Annotated in this window: 16 protein-coding genes; 3 read left to right on the top strand and 13 right to left on the bottom strand. The window is 42.9% G+C overall.

Going from position 1 to position 20,529, the window contains the following annotated elements; translation table 11 throughout:
* Positions 1-71: 71 nt before the first annotated feature.
* The 11 genes from VL121_RS10355 to VL121_RS10305 form a co-directional block, all read right to left on the bottom strand.
* Positions 72-647, bottom strand: a complete 576-nt coding sequence (locus tag VL121_RS10355) for an OmpH/Skp family outer membrane protein (RefSeq protein ID WP_325404907.1) — start codon at positions 645-647, stop codon at positions 72-74.
* An 80-nt stretch (positions 648-727) separates the two neighbouring features.
* Positions 728-1,243, bottom strand: a complete 516-nt coding sequence (locus VL121_RS10350; RefSeq protein ID WP_325404905.1) for an OmpH/Skp family outer membrane protein — start codon at positions 1,241-1,243, stop codon at positions 728-730.
* A gap of 202 nt (positions 1,244-1,445) precedes the next feature.
* Positions 1,446-4,184 carry a BamA/OMP85 family outer membrane protein gene (locus VL121_RS10345; RefSeq protein WP_325404903.1) on the bottom strand — a complete coding sequence of 913 codons (2,739 nt, stop codon included), beginning with the start codon at positions 4,182-4,184 and terminating at the stop codon, positions 1,446-1,448.
* A gap of 78 nt (positions 4,185-4,262) precedes the next feature.
* Positions 4,263-5,027, bottom strand: coding sequence for an isoprenyl transferase (locus VL121_RS10340; protein WP_325404901.1), 765 nt, complete (start codon positions 5,025-5,027; stop codon positions 4,263-4,265).
* A 196-nt stretch (positions 5,028-5,223) separates the two neighbouring features.
* Positions 5,224-5,892, bottom strand: a complete 669-nt coding sequence (gene nth / locus VL121_RS10335) for an endonuclease III (RefSeq protein ID WP_325404899.1) — start codon at positions 5,890-5,892, stop codon at positions 5,224-5,226.
* A gap of 50 nt (positions 5,893-5,942) precedes the next feature.
* Positions 5,943-6,176, bottom strand: coding sequence for a hypothetical protein (locus VL121_RS10330; RefSeq protein WP_325404897.1), 234 nt, complete (start codon positions 6,174-6,176; stop codon positions 5,943-5,945).
* A gap of 176 nt (positions 6,177-6,352) precedes the next feature.
* Positions 6,353-6,649, bottom strand: coding sequence for an FtsB family cell division protein (locus tag VL121_RS10325; RefSeq protein ID WP_325404895.1), 297 nt, complete (start codon positions 6,647-6,649; stop codon positions 6,353-6,355).
* Positions 6,650-6,707: 58 nt separating this feature from the next.
* Positions 6,708-7,997 carry a phosphopyruvate hydratase gene (gene eno, locus VL121_RS10320; protein ID WP_325404893.1) on the bottom strand — a complete coding sequence of 430 codons (1,290 nt, stop codon included), beginning with the start codon at positions 7,995-7,997 and terminating at the stop codon, positions 6,708-6,710.
* A 73-nt stretch (positions 7,998-8,070) separates the two neighbouring features.
* Complete coding sequence (gene gldA / locus VL121_RS10315) at positions 8,071-8,988, bottom strand: gliding motility-associated ABC transporter ATP-binding subunit GldA (protein WP_325404891.1); 918 nt, start codon at positions 8,986-8,988, stop codon at positions 8,071-8,073.
* A 23-nt stretch (positions 8,989-9,011) separates the two neighbouring features.
* Positions 9,012-9,236, bottom strand: a complete 225-nt coding sequence (locus VL121_RS10310; protein ID WP_325404889.1) for a DUF6814 family protein — start codon at positions 9,234-9,236, stop codon at positions 9,012-9,014.
* A gap of 14 nt (positions 9,237-9,250) precedes the next feature.
* Positions 9,251-10,786, bottom strand: a complete 1,536-nt coding sequence (locus VL121_RS10305; RefSeq protein ID WP_325404887.1) for an MFS transporter — start codon at positions 10,784-10,786, stop codon at positions 9,251-9,253.
* A 300-nt stretch (positions 10,787-11,086) separates the two neighbouring features.
* Between VL121_RS10305 and acs the strand changes: the two genes are divergently transcribed.
* Positions 11,087-13,018 carry an acetate--CoA ligase gene (gene acs, locus VL121_RS10300; RefSeq protein ID WP_325404885.1) on the top strand — a complete coding sequence of 644 codons (1,932 nt, stop codon included), beginning with the start codon at positions 11,087-11,089 and terminating at the stop codon, positions 13,016-13,018.
* A 30-nt stretch (positions 13,019-13,048) separates the two neighbouring features.
* Positions 13,049-14,092 carry a restriction endonuclease gene (locus tag VL121_RS10295; RefSeq protein ID WP_325404883.1) on the top strand — a complete coding sequence of 348 codons (1,044 nt, stop codon included), beginning with the start codon at positions 13,049-13,051 and terminating at the stop codon, positions 14,090-14,092.
* A gap of 746 nt (positions 14,093-14,838) precedes the next feature.
* Here VL121_RS10295 and VL121_RS10290 read toward each other — a convergent pair.
* Together VL121_RS10290 and VL121_RS10285 are read right to left on the bottom strand one after the other, a co-directional pair.
* Positions 14,839-16,632 (bottom strand): acyl-CoA dehydrogenase family protein, encoded by a 1,794-nt coding sequence (locus VL121_RS10290; RefSeq protein WP_325404881.1) that lies wholly within the window; start codon positions 16,630-16,632, stop codon positions 14,839-14,841.
* Positions 16,633-16,676: 44 nt separating this feature from the next.
* Complete coding sequence (locus VL121_RS10285; protein WP_325404879.1) at positions 16,677-17,117, bottom strand: MarR family winged helix-turn-helix transcriptional regulator; 441 nt, start codon at positions 17,115-17,117, stop codon at positions 16,677-16,679.
* Between the two features lie 223 nt (positions 17,118-17,340).
* Between VL121_RS10285 and VL121_RS10280 the strand changes: the two genes are divergently transcribed.
* Complete coding sequence (locus VL121_RS10280) at positions 17,341-20,511, top strand: SusC/RagA family TonB-linked outer membrane protein (protein ID WP_325404877.1); 3,171 nt, start codon at positions 17,341-17,343, stop codon at positions 20,509-20,511.
* Positions 20,512-20,529 lie beyond the last annotated feature (18 nt).

Here is a 20,529-nt window from a genome sequence, read left to right as displayed (position 1 = left end):
TGTTGCTGTAATTGCATTAAAAAAGCCGCTCCCAAAATGGAAGCGGCTGTATACCGATAAAATGTTTATGCTTATTGCTTTTTGCCGCCTGTTGCCGGCTTCGCGGGCTCGCCCGGGTGATCCAGACCAGTTGCACCGGCGGGTAGCTTAACGCCTAATTTTTTAGCTACCAATGGCAGCAGATCGTCTGTTTGCGGAGCCACCCACAAAGCATCCTGCTTAAAAACCCATGTATAACCATTTTCTTTTGCTACGGCATTGATCAAATCGAACGCTTTCATGAAATAAGGGTTAAACACTTCAGCCTGTTTGCGCTGCATTTCAGACTGCATGAATTGATCCCAGTTTTGGATATATTGAAGATACCCGGCAGCTTCCTGTTGTGCCGTTTGTTTGATAGCCTGCGGAGTACTGGGTAATTTGGCTATGGAATCTTTCCTCTTATATTCATTTATATAAAAAGGAAGGGCATTATCAAGAGAGTCTTTTTTGAATTTCTGCAAAATTGAATCAGCCTTATTGATATCAGGCATAAGACCAACTACCCGTTCAATATCTGCATGTCCGAATTTGTTTTGTGCTACTGCTGTATTACCCGCTGCTACCAGCATTACAACTACCGCTACTAAAGTAAAAACCTTTTTCATATAAGTCAATGTTTCTGTTTTTATGAGTTAAATGATGAGAATATGGTTGCGTTAGTTTGATTGCCCGGAGGCTTTAACAATTATTTATTAACCCCCAGCATTTTTAAAATATCCTCACTCCGGTCTAATTTGGGGTCGGCAAAGATAACGGTAATTCCCTCACTTTTATCCAAAATAAAATCATATCCTTTCTCCACCGCTAATTTTTCTACGGCATTATATACCTTATCCTGCACGGGTTTTATGAGCTCCTGCCGTTTTTTAAACAAATCGCCTTCATAACCAAAGCGCTGGCGCTGTAAATCCCTCAACTCCTTTTCCCTGTTAAACAGTTCATCCTCTCTCTTTTTTTTCAATTCATTACTCAGCATTACCTGCTCGGCTTCAAAATCGCGGTACATTTTATCTAATGCGGTTTGTAAACCATCCAGCTCCTTTTGCCAGGCGTTGCTGAACTGATCCAGTTGCTTTTGTGCATCCTTATATTCAGGTAACCTGTCAAGAATGAATTTAGTATCTAAAATAGCATACCGCTGCGCATCCGCGCTAAAAAACGCGAGGCACAAAAAGCCCGCAATAAACAATATTCGTTTCATCAGGTATATTTTTATTTTCTAATGGACTGATGTAACTCCGCGTATACATTATTTTATATCAGAAAATAAGTATCATGCTTCGTTTCATCGCTTTTTATTTAAAGTTACATAAGCTTTCTGAAGTACCCGGATATGCCGTCAACTTTCAGCTAAAGTATACTAACAACAAGCCATTCACTACATACTCACCACTCACTCCTCCCTATTCCGGTTCAAAGCCAAGCATAAAGGTAAACCGGGTTGCATCTTTAAATGTAGCTCCCGGAGCAGATAACCTGTCTAATCCTAACCCATAATCAAAACCAAGCAAACCGAACATCGGCAGGAAGAATCTTGCACCCAAACCAACTGACCGGCGAAGCTGGAACGGATTCCAGTTTTTGAAATCGTACCAGCCGTTGGCGGCTTCAAAAAAGGCCAGTCCGTAAATGGTGCTGCTGGGATTGGTTGAAAACGGATACCGCAACTCCATCGTATACTTATTAAAAATGGTAAAGAACTTGGTAGTAGACTGCTGGTCGGGATTGATCGTAGGATCTGAATTATCATATACCGGGTAACCCCTGTGTGCAATAATATCATAACCGAGTATACCAAAGTTATTGGTTAATCCCGCGTCACCCACCTGGAAACGTTCAAACGGTGATATTTCAAGATCTTTATTATACCTTCCAATGAAGCCGTATTTGGCAGCCACTTTCAATACAAACTGCCGGTTTTTCTCTTCCCCGGCCGGCTTGCCCAATGGCACATACCATTCGCCGTTTACCCGCCATTTATGATATTCCACTAATTTGTACTTGTCTGCCGACTTAATGGAATTAGGATTCTTAAAGGCGGAATAAGGAGGTGTAAAGGCGCCGCTGATCATAAAACTTGATCCTCCCGTTGGAAAAATCGGCTGGTTAACCGATGACCTTGCCAGCGTAAGTTTCAGGTTAAGGATATTAGATGTGGCGTCTGATAAACCCTGGAAAAATCCGGGGTAGTTTTTTAATTTATACTGTGTATAGTTCAACGCGTAAATAAGCGTAAAGTAATCATCCGGCCATTTCAACTGCTTGCCCAGGGAGATGGTGGCGCCCATAGCCTTGAGATAAGACGAATCGGCCCGGGCGTTGGTATACCTGCCTGTGTAGGGATCATATGCATTGGCGTATTTGGAACTATATAAACTTAGGGTAAATGAGTTGCGTTTTTTACCACCCAGCCAGGGTTCGGTAAATGAAAAATTGGTGGAACGGAAATACCGGCCGTTACTCTGGAAACGAAGGCTGAGCTTTTGCCCGTCGCCCGAGGGAAGCGGACTCCATGAAGATCTTTTAAAAATATTGCGCAACGAAAAATTATTGAACACCACGCCCACGGTTCCGGTTAGCCCAATGCCACCGCCCCAGCCTGCGCTAAGCTCTAACTGGTCAGACGATTTTTCTTCCACGGTATAGTTGATATCCACTGTACCGTCATCCGGGTTAGGTACAGGATTGATACCTATTTTTTCCTGGTTAAAATAACCCAGGTTCGCTATTTCACGCTGGGAGCGGATCAATTCCTGGCGGCTGAATTTTTCGCCGGGCAGCGTTCTCAGTTCCCTGCGTATTACATGCTCCTTGGTTTTGTCGTTACCCGCAATGGTTACTCTTTTTATAGTAGCCTGTGGTCCTTCCGTAATCCGTATTTCATGATCAATGGTATCGTTGTATACAGAAGTTTCAACAGGATCAACGCGGAAAAAGAGATACCCGTTATCGGCATACAACGCGCTGATATCACCGCCTTCCTGCGTAAGTTCCTTACCTACTCTTTTATTGAGTGTTTCTAAATTGTATACATCACCTTTTTTAATGCCCAGTATTACATTCAGGATGGAATCAGAATATTTGGTATTACCTCTCCAGGTAACATCGCCGAAATAATATTTATGCCCTTCGCTAATTTTTATGGCAACATTCAGGTTCCCTTTTGCATTATAATATACCGTATCTTTTTCTATAACGGCATCGCGGTAACCATTGGCGTTATAATATTCAATGATTTTGGTTTTGTCTTCCCTGTATTTCTTTTCATTAAACTTGGCGGAACTAAATACTTTGAAACGGAAATAAGGATCTAAGTAATCTAATGTTTTGGTTGGGGAAAGGAAGCCATAATTTTTTACATATTCTTTAAAGGAAACGGGTTCCTTTTCGCCGTAGGGACTTGTATTTTTATCGGCAAATAAAGTAAACCTGCTTTTTTCTTTTGTGCCTTTCAATTGTTTTTTAAGTTTCAGCTCGTTGATTTTTTCATTACCAAAAATCATTACATCATTTACCCTTACTTTACCGCCTTTTTCAATAATAAAAATCAGGTCTTCCCCGTTGGTATAGGCGGTATCGGGCCGTTCCTGCACGGTTATTTTTGCACCCTGGAAACCTTTTTCGGTATAAAATTTCTGGATGGCTTCAATAGCGTTTTGTTTGCGGGCTTCGGTTACTACCTGGCTGGCTGTTATACCCACTTTTTCTTTTAAATCGGTTGCTTCCGATTTTTTGATACCCCGGAAAATAAGTTTGGATAAGCGTGGACGTTCTACCGCCGCTATCTCTACCCATATCCTGTCTCCTTCTACTTTTGTAATATATACTTCAATGTCGGCAAACAGGTTTTGCCCCCAAAGTTTTTCTATTGCTTTGGCAAAATTATCTCCCCCGGGTATTCTTACCTCATCGCCTACATTCAGTCCCGAAATAGACGTAACTAAGTTGGGATCAAAATACTGGGCGCCGGTTACTTTTATTTCGGCAATGGTATATTTTTTTGGAATAGGTTGATGGAACAGCCCCAATAGAGCGGGATCCACAGAAGTTGTGGGCAGCGTATCGGTTACCTGAGCGTTAGTTTTGGTTGAAAAAAAACTTAATCCAAGTAAAATCGTAAAAATCGTGCAGATTCTTTGCATCCGTTTTATAAGTTTCGCCCGGCAAATTAACGGGATTAATTGAAATGGTTTGTTAAAAGAATAACGGTTTAACTTTATCTAATGCGTATCTGTAGCGGATTCCCGTTGAATCTGCTCGCCGGTTTTGCCAAATCGTCTTTGTCTTTGCTGAAAGTTCAGGATGGCTTCATATAGATGCTCTTTCCCAAAATCAGGCCACCGGGTATCCGTAAAATATAATTCTGCGTATGCCAACTGGTATAGCAAAAAATTGCTTATTCTGTATTCACCACTGGTCCGGATCATCAATTCAGGGTCTGGAAAGGCGCTGGTAGTAAGGTAATTCCGGAGCGTGTCCTGGTTAATCTGATCCGGCGATATGTCACCCGCCTGTACATCTGCTGCAATAGCTTTTACCGCCTGTACCAGTTCCCAGCGGGAACTGTAGCTTAAGGCAATGATTAAAGTTAAACCGCTGTTTGCATGGGTAAGATCAATGGCTTCCTGCAATGCCTGGCGGGCATATTCGGGCAGCATTTCAATATTACCGATCAGTTGCAGCTTAATATTATTATCATTTAATGTTGAAACTTCCTGGCGGATGGTTTGCGCCAGCAATTCCATAAGCCCGGTTATCTCCGTTTCAGGGCGATCCCAGTTTTCGGTGCTAAAAGCGTATAAAGTAAGATATGCAATGCCCAGCTCAGCGCAACCCTCTACAATTTTGCGTACGCTTTCAACCCCCTGGTAATGTCCAAAAAGGCGGTCTTCTCCCTTTTCCTGCGCCCATCTTCCATTACCATCCATAATAATGGCAATATGTAGCGGGAGCTGATGCTTATCAATTTTATCCAGTTGCGACACGCTGATACAATTTAAAAAAGTCAGACGCGGTCTGACTTCGGCGCAAAGATATAAATATTATATATAGAGCGATAATTTAGTTGAACTGCTGGTAGCAGGTCATCATCCGTTTTAGTTTTTAACTTATATTTTATTGTATGCCTTTGTATTTTTTAGAATTTATAGTTTTTCCGGCTTCGGATTTCTAACCCGGCACTTAGTGCTCCTTTTCGGTTGCAGACTTTGGTGCTATGTTTTTTTGATAATACTTACAAGCCTGTTGCAGTCCGCATATGCCGCATTTGGGATTGCGGGCAACGCAAATATACCGGCCATGCAGTATCAGCCAGTGATGCGCTTTATGGATCATTGCTGCTGGAATATTTTTAACAAGTTGTTTTTCGGCTGCCAGCGGCGTTTTTGCATTATGCGTTAGCCCTATCCGGGCGGCAACACGAAAAACATGCGTATCTACCGCCATATTGGGCTGCTGATCTATAACGGAAGTAATTACATTGGCGGTTTTTCTTCCAACGCCGGGTAACTGCATCAGTTCATCAACCGTTAGCGGCACTTTACCGGCATATTTTTCCATTAGCATATTGGCCATGCCAATAAGGTGCCTGGATTTGTTGCTGGGATAAGAAATGCTTTTGATGTAAGGAAAAAGCTCATCAAAACCTGCGTTTGCAAGCTGTTGGGGGCCCGGGTATTTTTCAAAAAGAGCGGGAGTAGTAAGGTTAACCCTTTTATCGGTACACTGGGCAGATAAGATAACCGCTACCAAAAGCTGGTAAGGATTATCATATATCAATTCTGTTTCTGCATTGGGTGTATGCTGGCCGAACCAGTTCAGCGTATAAGCATACCTTTCTTTTTGTGTCATTGGAAATTTTCCTGATAACCCAAAAATAAGGTAAGTGGCTGAAAAACAAATTAATGTTGCTCAACTTCTTTACTTATACCGGCGTAACGCAATAAAGATTGTATTACAGAGGGACGGGGAGATTGATGGATCGTATTAAGGCCCTCTATAGCCCTTTTAAGAATCTCAAACTTCTCACGCAAAGTCCAGTCTGTCTCCAAAGCAAGCTGCATAGCAGCATTTTCTTCGGCTGAGGTTTCTTTGTAAAGGAATCGTATCATGTTTTCAGGTGTATAAATATCCATGCGCCATTCATTTTTGAATTCACAATAATCTCAAGTATACGGTTCTTAGGATATTCAGATAACAATACGGATTAATGGTGTTCTCAGGTGTTTGTCAACGGGTGGGAATAAAGGTGCTTCTATTAAACGGGGCAGGAGAAAAGATATTGTGAAAAAGCACAAAAGTTTAGCAAATATTATTTTTCATCTATAATAAACACGTCTTCGCTGTCTCTTTTCATCAAATATTTTTCTCTTGCCGCTTTTTCTAAAGAGGCAGGGTCATTATCCAGCTCAGCAAGTTCCTTTCGCATGGCCTCAATCTGCTCTGTATAATAAGCCTTCCCCTTTTCTAACTGCCTGAGCTCCCCCGTTCTTTCCATCTGCACAAACAGATCATTGTGGTCAAAAAAAACCAGCCATACCACAAAAACCAGCAGCGTAAGGCTGTATTTGTTTTTTAACCAGGCAGGTATTTGTTTGATGAGCTTCATGATTGTAAGAGGTGTCAGGTATTAGGTATCACGTATCAGGTTCCTGGAATACCTCACCTTATTTCCTGAAAATAATCTTTCCGTTCGGGTAAACCGCATTCTCTGCCAAAGCTTCTTCAATCCTTATTAATTGATTGTATTTAGCCAGCCGGTCGGTTCTGGAGGCGCTGCCCGTTTTAATTTGCCCGCAATTCAAAGCAACGGCCAGGTCGGCAATGGTGGTATCCTCCGTTTCCCCGCTCCTGTGGCTCATAATGGTGGTATACCCGCTTGCCTGGGCCAGTTGCACGGCATTTATGGTTTCGGTGATCGTGCCTATCTGGTTAACCTTAATCAATATGCTGTTAGCAATGCCTTTATCAATGCCTTCCTGCAAACGCTTAACATTGGTTACAAACAAATCATCACCCACCAACTGGCATTTGCCGCCAATTTCGTTCGTCAGTTTTTTCCATCCGGCCCAGTCATCTTCCGCCATACCATCTTCAATAGATACGATAGGATATTTTTTAACCCAGTTGCTCCAGTAGGCTACCATTTCATCGCTGCTGATGGTTTTGCCGCTGCTTTTGTAAAATTTATAGGATTGGCTGCCTTCATCAAACATTTCGGTACTGGCCGCGTCCATAGCAATGGCTATTTGATCGCCAGCCTTATAACCGGCTGCTTCAATAGCCTGCAATACGGTTTCAATAGCTTCATCATTACTTTGAATATCGGGTGCAAAGCCGCCTTCATCTCCCACATTGGTACTGTATCCTTTTTTCTTCAATACCGATTTAAGGTTGTGAAATACTTCCACTCCCCAACGCAATCCTTCACTAAAGGAAGCTGCTCCTACCGGAACGATCATAAATTCCTGGAAGTCTATTTTATTATCGGCATGTGCGCCACCATTCAGAATATTCATTAAAGGCACGGGTAATACCGCGGCATTTACACCTCCCAGGTAGCGGTATAAGGGCAAACCGCATTCCTGCGCCGCTGCTTTGGCAACGGCCATTGAAACGGCAAGGGAGGCATTAGCGCCTAACCGTGCTTTATTTTCCGTGCCGTCAATTTTTATTAAAAGGCCGTCAATATGCGCCTGTTTGGTTACGTCAATTCCAATTAACTGATCGGCTATAATATCATTTACATTTTTTATGGCTTTCAAAACCCCTTTACCCTGGTATATGCTTTTATCGCCATCTCTCAGCTCTACCGCTTCGTGCTTCCCGGTAGAAGCGCCCGAGGGAACGGCGGCCCTTCCTACCAAGCCATTTTCAGTAATTACATCTACTTCAACAGTAGGGTTTCCGCGGCTGTCTAAAATTTGTCGGGCATGAATATCTGATATGAAAGACATAGAAAATGATTTACGTGTGGTTGTTTTTTTGCAAAGAAACGGTTTTCAGTTTTGCTTGCAAAACAAAGTGCAGTTATTGTTCATTTTTGCCAGTTAATTCCTTAAATACCGTTTCTAAGCTTTGGCTTTCGCTTTGCATAGCAATGATATCAAGGTCGTGCTGCATAGCCAATTCTCTTAACTGCCTGCGAAGGAGTTCGGGATTGTTTGCCGAGAACCGGTATTTTGTACCCGACAGCATTTGCACCTGTGCCGGCTCAAAGGTGGGAATAAATAATCCGGGTTGTACATTATGGGCAAACTCAACCTGTATACGCTGCATATTTCCTTTGCCCGCCTGCAGGCTGGCCACCGTATCGTCTGCCACCAGTTCTCCTTTGTTAATAATAATAACCCTGTTGCATACGGCTTCTACTTCCTGTAATATATGTGATGAAAAAAGAACGGTTTTATTTTCCCCCTGCCGGCGTATTACTTCCCTTATTTCCACAATCTGATTCGGGTCGAGGCCGGTGGTAGGTTCATCAAGGATAAGTACTTCCGGATCATAGATCAGCGCGGCGGCTAATCCAACTCTTTGCTTATACCCTTTGGAAAGCTGCCCTATTTTTTTTTGCTGCTCGGGGCCTAACCCCACCATTTCAATAGCATGGCTAACAGCCGTTTTTTTATTGGCAAGCCCGTGTACCCCGGCAATGAATCCAAGGTATTCTCTCACATACATATCATAATATAAGGGATTCGATTCGGGGAGGTACCCGATCTTCTTTTTTATTGCTAAGGGATGGCTGGCCACATTCAAATCGCATACCATAGCTTCGCCGGAGGTGGGCTTAAGGTAGCCGGTCAAAATTTTCATAGTGGTAGACTTACCCGCTCCGTTAGGTCCTAAAAAGCCAACGATCTCTCCCTTGTTTACAGAAAACGAGATATCGTTTACCGCCTTTTGCTCGCCGTAAACTTTATGCAAATTTTTTACGCGGATAGACATGCAACAAAAATAAGCACTCCTTTTTACATTTGTCTTTTATACTCTTCTTTCCAGGCATACCAGCCAAATATGCATAAGCCGATAGCAATAGGTATAAATACAATAACAAATACGCCCCACTGTATTTTGGTATCGGTTACAGGATGCAGGGCAATTTGATGCAGGGCCGTTTTAATAAGATAAAACATGGATAGCGGGGCGAGCAGCATCCATATAAGCCCCATCCACTTCCGTAACTGGTTCATCATAATGTTTTTATTATTTAATCACTTACATCAGGGTCCACTTTATTACTGATATACACCATGCCGATAATAAGGCATACAAAAGAAATAATGATGGGATACATTAATCCTACCAGCTTATCTCCCGTGTTTATTGTGGTTAATAATAAAGCAATGAAAGGCGTTAGTCCGCCAAATACCCCATTACCTATATGATAAGGCAGCGACATAGAGGTATAGCGGATGCGCGTGGGAAACATCTCCACTAAAAATGCGGCTATGGGTCCGTATACCATTGTAACAAAAATAACCTGCACAAATATCAGGAACACAAATTTCCAGTAAACGGTTGCCGGCAGTTTCTTATCCGTGTAAACAGGCGTGGCATCCGCCACAGGCTTTGATATGCCTGCAAAAACCGTATCCCTGCTTTTTTGCGTGTAAGCGAAACCGTCAGCAAATGTTTTTACTATGCTGGTAGTAGTAATGGTTTGTTCGTTGATCTCATCGGTATGAATAACAGGCTGGCTTGTGCTTGCAGGCGTTTGTGTTTGATACATGGTAGTATCTGAAAGATCAAGGAATTGCTGGTAGATGGGCCGGTAAAAGATAATGGCCAGAAACATGCCGGCCATCATGATCCATTTTCTTCCCACTTTATCGCTCCATGAGCCAAACACCACAAAAAACGGAGTAGCAAAAAGGATAGCCCATATCAGCATCGTTCGCGATTGCTCAAAATCTACCTTACAAACGGTTTCAATAAAACTTTGCGCATAAAACTGGCCGGTATACCACACCACACCCTGTCCCATGGTGGCGCCAAACAAAGCCAGTAAAACCATTTTAAGATTGGTTTTGTGTCCAAAACTTTCCTTAAGCGGATTAACCGACACCTTGCCTTCCGATTTAAGCCGGGAGAACAAAGGCGATTCATTCATCTTTAAACGGATATAAATGGAAACACCCACGAGAATGATGGAAACCAGGAATGGTATACGCCAGCCCCAGTCATTAAATTTTTGAATGGAAACATTGATATCGCTGTCTAACCCATGCCGAACCAGTAATATTACACCCAGCGAAACAAAGAGTCCTAATGTAGCCGTGGTTTGTATCCATGAAGTATAATATCCCCTTTTGCCCGGTGGCGCGTGTTCGGCAACGTAAGTGGCAGCGCCGCCATATTCGCCGCCCAGTGCCAGGCCCTGCAGCAGGCGAAGCAACAGCACAATAACCGGCGCGGCGAAACCAATGCTTTCATAAGAGGGTACCAGCCCTATGGCAAAAGTAGAACCACCCATAATGATAAGCGTAAGCAAAAAAGTGTATTTGCGTCCAACCAGGTCGCCCAGCCGCCCGAATACCAAAGCGCCGAAAGGCCGCACAATAAAACCAGCCGCAAAAGTAGCCAGGGTAGCCAGTAACGCAGCCGTTGGATTGGTTTGAGGAAAAAATTGCGAGGCAATTACTGTAGCCAGGCTGCCAAAAATATAGAAATCGTACCATTCAATGAGCGTTCCAACCGAAGAGGCGCCTATAACTTTCCAGATACCTTTGGGAGATGTTGACATTGTACGCAAGCAAATTAGGGGATGAATATACTAAACCTGAAGTTGCGGACAAAAGGAAAATGAAGTGAAGGCATTTACTAACGGTTGTTACCTGCATTAAGCAGGGAAACGCTGTTGCGCTTAACGGGTTACCGCACTACCGGTAACGGCTGCCCTATAATGAACAAATTTTGCGGGGAAACGTACTGCTGTAGCTCCGGCAGCAGGGCAGCAGGGTAGAAAATTTCCTGCCGGCCATTTATATTCCACCGAATGTGGCTAATTTAGCCTTTCCAATACGAAACAAAATTGCAATGCTATATGTCTTACCCCTATCAGTTAAAAAGTATTGACGCGTACAGAACTGCCTACAAAAAAAGCGTGGAAAACCCGGAAACTTTCTGGGCGGAAATTGCTGAACATTTTACATGGAGAAAAAAGTGGGATAAAGTACTGAACTGGAATTTTACAGCGCCAAAAATAGAATGGTTTGCCGGCGGCAAACTGAACATTACCGAAAATTGTTTAGACAGGCATTTGAAAACTCTGGGCGATAAGCCCGCTATTATATGGGAGCCTAATGATCCTGAAGAAAGAACAAGAATTGTTACTTATGAGCGGTTACATAAAAGGGTATGCCAGTTTGCCCAGGTACTCAAAAACAATGGAATAAAAAAAGGCGACCGGGTTTGTATTTACATGGGTATGATACCCGAGCTGGCTTATGCAGTGCTGGCCTGTGCAAGGATCGGCGCTATTCATAGCGTAATCTTCGGCGGCTTTTCTGCCCGAAGCATTGCCGACAGGCTGGAAGACACTAAAGCCGAATGTATCGTTACCTGCGATGGCGCTTACCGGGGCGGAAAAGATATACCGCTAAAAAGCGTGATTGATGACGCGCTGGTAGGAAATAACCTCGTAAAAAAAGTAATTGTATATACCCGTACCAGGATTCCGGTTAGTATGATCAAAGGCCGCGATGTATGGTGGGAAGATGAAATGCTTAAGGTTACCGATACCCTGCCTGTTGAAAGCTTTGGTGAAGCGGAGGAGATGGATGCCGAAGACCCCCTGTTTATTTTGTATACTTCCGGCAGCACCGGCAAACCCAAAGGCGTGGTGCATACTACCGCGGGTTACATGATATGGACCAACTATACTTTTGTAAACACGTTTCAGTACCAGCCCGGACAGGTGCATTTTTGTACGGCGGATATCGGCTGGATTACCGGGCATAGCTATATTCTTTATGGACCACTAAGCGCAGGGGCTACCAGTGTAATGTTTGAAGGCATACCCACCTGGCCCGATGCCGGCAGGTTTTGGGATATTGTTGATAAATACAAGGTAGATATTTTGTATACCGCGCCTACGGCTATTCGTAGTTTAATGGGCTATGGGTTAGACCCGTTAAAAGATAAAGACCTTTCTTCATTAAAAGTATTAGGATCGGTTGGCGAACCTATTAATGAAGAAGCCTGGAACTGGTATAATGAGCATGTAGGTAAAAAGCGCTGCCCCATTGTAGATACCTGGTGGCAAACCGAAAACGGCGGCATATTAATTACTACTATTGCTGGTATAACACCGGCCCGGCCAACCTGGGCAACCCTGCCATTGCCAGGAGTGCAGCCCGTGCTGGTTGATGAGAATGGAAAAGAAGTAACAGAAAAAAATGAAGAAGGTTTTTATAAAGGAAATTTATGCATGAAAGCGCCCTGGCCGGGAATGCTGCGAACAACCTATGGCGACCACGAACGCTGCCGCACCACTTATTTTGCTGCTTACAATAATTTATATTTTACAGGAGACGGGGCTTTAAAAGATGAAGAAGGCAATTATCGTATAACCGGCAGGGTGGATGATGTGCTGAATGTTAGCGGCCACCGTATTGGCACTGCTGAAATTGAGAATGCCATTAATATGCACGCCAGTGTGGTGGAAAGCGCGGTGGTGGGTTACCCCCACAATATAAAAGGACTGGGTATTTATGCATACGTAATTGTAACTTCCCTTCATGGAGATGAGGAACAAACCAGGAAAGATATTGCACAAACCGTTTCCCGTATTATTGGCCCCATTGCCAAACCCGATAAAATACAATTTGTAACCGGTTTGCCCAAAACACGCAGCGGTAAGATCATGCGCCGTATTTTACGGAAAATAGCAGAAGGTGAGCCGGATAAAGTAGGGGATATTTCCACCCTGCTTGACCCTGCAGTTGTGGACGGCATTAAGGAAGGGAAGTTGTAAGCTAAGATACATTTGCCGCAGATGCGCAGATTGAATCTGCGCATCTGCGGCAATGCCAAACGTACATTTGGAATTGAATTGCAGGCGTTTTTAAGGCTTGCAGCAAGACAAATCTTACAGGTTACCTATATTTTGTACTCAATGCCCATACCAGCTTATCAAACCCTGATGCTGCCATTGCTTAAATTTATTAGTGATGGCGAAATACACACTACCCAGAATGCTGTAGAGCAATTATCGGGACAGTTCAATTTATCAGAAGAAGAATTAAATGATTGGCTACCCAGTAAAAAACAAAAAACTTTTCATAACCGGGTTCACTGGGCGAAAGCACATTTAAAAATGTCGGGAGCCATTGAAAACACAAGTAAAGGGCATTTTAAAATAACAAACAGGGGCAAATTAATACTTGAAAAAAAGCCATCATCACTGAATGTAAAATACTTAATGAGTTTATTTCCTGATTATGAGGAAAAAATAAACGGGTTTCGGTACAGGAAAAAGGAAGAAAGCCCACTCTCAGGCTCCAATGATGAAACAGAAGAAAATATAAAAGAAACACCTGAAGAATTAATTGAATCCGGGTATCAAAAAATCCGGACTTCTTTGCAAAGTGAAATACTTTCCAGACTTAAAGCTGTCCATCCTTCTTTTTTTGAAAGAATTGTTGTGGAACTACTTGTAAAAATGGGTTATGGTGGCTCTATCCAGGATGCAGGCAAAGCAATTGGCAAAAGCGGAGATGAAGGAATAGATGGTATTATCAAAGAAGATAAACTTGGATTAGATGTCATTTATGTTCAGGCTAAAAGATGGGAAGGCGTTGTAGGGCGCCCCGAACTACACAAGTTTGTTGGTGCTCTGGCAGGACAAGGCGCCAAGAAAGGTATATTTATCACAACTTCTTCTTTCACTAAGGAAGCAGAATTATATACGCCAAAAAATGAAACTAAGATTGTTTTGATAGATGGTGCTAAACTTTCTCAGTTTATGATAGATTATAATCTTGGCGTTTCCATTCAAAATATCTATGAAATCAAGAGAGTGGATTCGGATTATTTTGAAGAAGATTAGCCTGCCGGCTGAACACGAACCACTCATGGAAATTGTTCGACCCTTTCCGGGTCGTAATACTTTTCCATTCTGTAGGTTATAAACGTACCGACCCCTTCAGGCTCAATACAAATCATTTAAAACAACGCACATAAAGCGGTCGGCACCCGATGCAGGAGGGTCAGACCGCTGTTTGAAATAGGCCTTTTTTCTATCCTGAAAGGATATAAGCTTTATATCAAGAACTGAGAAGTTTTGTTCGACTCCAAAGGAGTCAAGGTTTCAGGAATGGATTGCAACAAGTTTAACTAAATTCTTCCAAAGAACACCAACCACGGAATACAAATGAATTGAGAAATAGAATCAGGTATTCATATATCACAAAAGAGTAGATTGCGAAATAGTAAAACAAAAAATAAAAAGAAAACAGAAATCCTGAGCATTAAAAAAGCACACTATCCTGGTGGGCTTTATATTCTTGTTTTCTTTGGCGGCCACGTACAAAAACGAATAGACTTTCTTCCTATATTCTCAAAATATGTTACCGGCGATTTTAGTAAGTATGCTACTTTTTCTCTATTCAAAAAATTCATTGTCGAAAACGGTAATATTTACCGGGATAAAAACGTAGATATTATTTTCCCGGTTAGCTTTTTATATCATTCCTCTCGTGCCAGGTTGGGAAAAGAGGGTATCCTGTGTGTTCTTTAATAATATAAATCAATAAGGTTTGTCCGGTAAACCTTATTGATTTTGTTTTTATACTTTTAAAATGAATACCTGTTATCAGTAATCAGCTTATCTGCTATGCGTCTCCTGGCGTCTTTGCTGTTAAAAGGTTCGGCTTTGGTAAAGCGTTTTATGCCCAGCAGCATCATGCGCTGTTCATCTCCCTGGGCAAAAGCATTAATGGCATCGCGGCCACTTTTATTTACCCGGTCGGCGGTATCATACAAATAGGTACGGGCAATATCAGCGAATAACGCGGCAGCAGACTCGCCCTGCCTACCCGCTATTTTAATTGCTCTTAGTAAAGCGCTCTCTGCATGAAAAACGTTAATAGCCATATCGGCAATATGCATCAGTATTTCCTGCTCGCTTTCAATTTTCATCATCAGTTTTTGCACGGCAGCGCCGGCTACCATCAAAATCGCTTTTTTCATACTGGCTATCAGCTTCAGTTCCTTTGCAAAAGCGCCTTCATCGCCACTGCCAAAATCAGGGATGCTCATCAGCTCCTTTTGTACGGCTGTAGCGGGGCCCATTAAATCGAGCCTTCCTTTCATGGCGCGTTTTAAAACCATGTCTACCGTTAGTAATCGGTTAATTTCATTTGTGCCTTCAAAAATGCGGTTGATGCGACTGTCGCGGTAAGCCCTTGATATAATGTATTCTGCGCTGAACCCGTTACCGCCATGTATCTGAACGCCTTCATCTACTACAAAATCCAGCACTTCACTGCCAAACACTTTAAGTATCGCGCATTCAATGGCATACTCCTCTGCACCCGCCAGCAGGGCTTCGCTGGAAGCTTTTCCTTCCTGCACTAATTCCCGTTCCTTATCGTTAATCCATTTTGCCGTTCTGTATAATGCGCTTTCGGCTACCCATATGCGTATGGCCATTTCCGCCATCTTGTGCTTCATGGCGCCAAATTGTGCTATAGGCTGCTTAAACTGCTCGCGGGTATTAGCGTATTGTATAGCGGTAGTTGCGGCCCCTTTTGCCCCGCCCAGGGCTGCGGCGCATAGTTTTAGGCGGCCGATATTCAGGATATTAAAAGCAATGATATGCCCCTTGCCAATTTCGCCCAATACATTTTCCACCGGCACTTTCGCATCCTGGAAATAAAGCTGAACAGTAGAAGAACCTTTGATACCCATTTTATGCTCTTCGGGCCCCTGCGTAAATCCTTCTGTATTACGGTCTACTATAAACGCCGTAAATTTTTCGCCATCCACTTTAGCAAATACGGTATACACATCGGCAAACCCGCCGTTGGTGATCCAGCATTTTTGCCCGTTCAGTAAATAATATTTACCATCGCTGCTCAGTTTGGCCGAAGTTTTGGCGCTAAGCGCATCGCTGCCGCTATTGGGCTCCGTTAGTCCGTACGATCCTTTCCATTCGCCGCTTGTTAGCTTGGGTATGTATTTTTCTTTTTGTTCGGGTGTTCCAAAATATAATATCGGTAAGGTGCCGATACCTGTATGCGCGGCTATAGCCACAGAAAACGAAAAGCCGCTGCCCAATCCTTCGTTAACGAGGGTGGAGGTAACAAAGTCTTTACCCAGTCCGCCGTAGGCTTCGGGTATGGATACGCCCAGCAACCCCTGTTCACCTGCTTTGTTTAACAGGGAAGGCATTAAGCCCGGCTCCAGGTTATCAATACGCTCAATAATGGGAAGCACTTCGGTGGAAACAAAAGCGGTACACATTTCCATGATCATCTTCTGCTCCTCAGTAAAATCTTCAGGTGTAAAGATGTCTCCCGGCTGGCTTTCCCTGATGATCCATTCGCCGCCTTTTAATACAGCAGGGGCTGTTGCTACAGTGTTCATATTGTTATAGTTTTTATGTTAAGCAATAATCAGGTATATCCTATTTATTTCAGGTTGTTGTACACTCTTTGCAAAACGGATTTGCACACGGCTATTTCTTCGGCAGATACACCGCTCAGCGCTTCATTAAGGGTTTGATTGGCCATATCCATGGTTTGATCCCTGAGTACAGCGGCGGTTTCACTTAAATAAATAAGATTGATACGCCGGTCTTCCAGCGAAGCAACCCGCTTTACCAATTGCTGCTTTTCCAAATTATCTACCAGCCGGGTAATACTGGGCTTATCCCTGAACGTGGCGCTGCATAATTCCTGCTGGCTGAGTCCGTCCTGCTTCCATAAATGATATAGAACGCTCCATTGTTCAATAGTAATATCTATGCCCTGCTGTTTAAAATTCTTTTGCAGCCGCCTTGCTATAGCCGTGGAAGCCACGCCTGTAATAAAACTGTATAGTTCGCCTCTTTTGAATTGGTTTCCGGACATATAGTTAGTTATGCAACTAATTCAAAACTATGCTTTCTTACTGAATTATCTTTTTCTTTTAAAGCATTATTGCGCTGAGGTTTGATGTAAAATACAGGATGTGCCAAGCCATTAACATATGTTTTTCAATAATTTTAACAATTTTTTATAAACTATTAGGCCTTTATAATAACTTTATATGTGCAATTACGCACCATTATTTTTTTACTAAAACTACTGCTTTATGAATGTATCCTGCTTAATGGGATGGCAAGAAGCCATACGCAAGGGGGCTTGGCAAGCTACCAAAAAAATCTTTTTTACACTTTTATTCATTTATTCTATTTCGCCTCAATCGTTTTCACAGACCCGGGTAGTTACCGGAAAGGTTACAGATAATGTTGGCGTTCCTATTTCCAATGTAACTGTGGCTGAAAAAGGAGCTAAGCAGGTTGTGCTTACCAATGAGGAAGGAAACTTCTCCATTACGCTTACCAAATCCAATGCCATTTTGGTATTCAGCTCTATTGGCTATGAAACGGCCGAGCAGGCAACAGGTAATGGCTCTGTTGTAAATATCAGCTTAAAGCAAGCTGTTGGCGGATTGGAAGAAGTAGTAGTAACAGCATTGGGTATCAGGCGGGAGAAAAAAGCACTGACCTATGCGGCACAAACAGTTGATGGTGATGAACTGCGAAAGGCAGCTAATACAAACTTTGTAGATGCCCTTAGCGGCAAGGCGGCAGGTCTTGATATTAAGATCAATACTTCAGGACCCGGAGGTTCTACCAAAGCCGTGCTGAGAGGAAACAAATCTCTGCTCGGCTTAAGTGAAGCGCTTTATGTAATTGACGGTATTCCCATGGTCAACAATAAAACTGACCAGCCCGGTTCTTATGGCGGCACTGATGGTGGTGATGGTCTTTCTGCAGTCAACCCGGCAGACATTGAAAGCATCAGCATATTACGTGGCGCCAATGCCGCTATCCTTTACGGCAGCCTGGGCGCCAATGGTGTAATCCTGATCACAACAAAAAAGGGGAAGGCAGGAAAGGTATCGGTAGACTTTAACTCCAGCACTATTTTCGATAAAGTAGCAAACCTTCCCGACTTTCAATTTCGTTATGGAACAACAGGCGGGGACTATAGCTGGGTGTATCCAAAAATGAAAACTGCCACCGAACCTGGATTCGTTAATACAGATCTGATCAATATGTCAAAATCGCCGGTTCAAAATATTACATCAAATAGTTATCAAAAGGACTATATTAATGATTTCTTCCGGGTGGGCGGCACCTATACCAATTCAGTAGCTATACACGGTGGCACTGATAAAACAACAGTATATTTCTCGTATGCCAATACCGCAGCAGCCGGTGTAATGCCAACAAATACTTATATGAAGAATAATTTTGCGTTTAATCAAAGCACAAAATTATTGAACGATAAGCTGGTCATAAGTTCAAACGTAATGCTCTCTTCAGAAAAATCAAAGAATCGCCCGGGTGCAGGGTATTATAACAATCCACTTACCGGCTTGTTCTTATTTGGAAGAGACCGGGACTTCAACTACTACAAAAACAACTACCAGGTATTTGACAGTACCAGGAACCTGTATAAAATGAACTGGTATTCTACCGAAGAAAAACAAAACAACCCCTTTTGGGAGCTCAATAATGACCCCAAAGTTGCTACTTCCAAACGTGCTATTGCCAGCCTGAAGCTATCCTATCAAATCGCTGATGATCTTAAGTTTGAAGTCAGGGGAAACATTGATTACAATGCTATTGAAAGAGATTACCGCTACGCCGCAGCCGGCAACTCGGTAAGTGTAAGTCCTAATGGCACCTGGTCTTATACCAAATATACAGACCAGTCTATTTATACCGATGGTATCCTGACCTATAATAAAAACTTCGGCAACATCAGCCTTGTCGCATTAGCAGGCTTAGCTTACCAGAAGAACACATTCAATAATGGTATGAATGTGGGTAATGGTACAAACCCATTACAATATCCCAACTTTTTCACGTTTGCCAACATTCCCAATAATGTTATGTTTAATAAAACGATCAGTCGGACAACCAAACAGGGTGCATTCGCAAACGCAACTATAGGGTTTAAAGATTTTGTATTTCTTGACCTTGCCGCCCGCAACGATTGGGCTTCTACGCTGGCGCTTACCGGTAATGAATCCTACCTGTATCCTTCTATAGGAGCGAGCGCTATAATCAGCCAGATGGTTAATCTACCCAAAGCGGTCTCTTTCTTTAAAGTGCGGGCTTCCCTTAGCCAGACAGCGAATGAAGTACCTTTTAACGTGGTAAATCCCTGGAATTCAATTGGTGGAACAGGCAATCTGTCAACCGGCGTAGGAAGTATCAACAGGAATACGCAGGTGCCTTTTACCAACCTGAAACCTGAAAAAATTGTAGGTAGCGAATATGGTACCGAAATACGCTTCCTGAATAACAGGCTCGGATTGGATTTTACGCTTTATAAGGATGTCAGCACCAACCAGTTCCTGACGTTGGCAGCACCTTCAGGCTCAGGGTACACAATCTATTATATCAATGCAGGAAAGATCGTCAATCGTGGATTTGAACTTTCGGTGAACGCGGAACCCGTTCGCGGAACACATTTCAGTTGGAACACTTCTGTCAACAGCTCAAAAAATAAGAATAAAATCGTTGAGCTGATCGCTTCTAACCCCGATTACCAGGTAGGTGGCGATGACGAAGGCTTTGCGTCTATTATCAAAGCCGGTGGTTCATTCAACGATGTGTACATTTACAAATTTGCAAGAGATGATAAAGGTCGGATTATACTGACCGATAAGGAGGACGCAGCCCCAGTTCCAACAAAAGCCGCTAAACAGGAAAAAGTGGGTAATGTAAACCCTGATTTCCTGCTGGGATGGAACAACAATTTTACATTCCATAATTTCTTTGCCAGCGTATTGATCAATGGAAAATTTGGCGGAGTCGCTTTCTCTAAAACAGAAGCATTTTTCGACTCTTACGGTGTAAGCGAAAGAAGCGCGGGGGCAAGAGATATGGGGTATATACCCATCCAGGCTGTTATGGGATCAACCGCAGTAACAAAACTTGATCCGGCAACATATTATTCTGCTATTGGCGACAGAAATAAAATTATGGAGCCTTACATATATTCAAGAACGAATGTGCGCTTAGGTCAATTGGTATTGGGCTATACCTTCCGGTCTAAAAATGCCAACCCTGTTTTCAAAGACGCTTCTGTTTCTTTGATCGGAAGAAATTTGTTTTTCTTCTATAAAAAGGCTCCGTATGATCCTGAGCAGGCTATGAGTACAAACAACTCTATGCAATCAAATGATGTATTTAGTTTGCCCGCAACGAGACAGCTTGGTTTTAATGTGAAATTTACATTTTAAAATGGTTAAACTAATCAA

It is taken from the genome of Agriterribacter sp. (assembly GCF_035497235.1).
In the GTDB taxonomy this organism is placed as follows: Bacteria; Bacteroidota; Bacteroidia; order Chitinophagales; family Chitinophagaceae; genus Agriterribacter.
The sequence above is the reverse complement of the archived record's forward strand: the minus strand, read 5'-3'. Positions and strand labels throughout refer to the sequence as shown.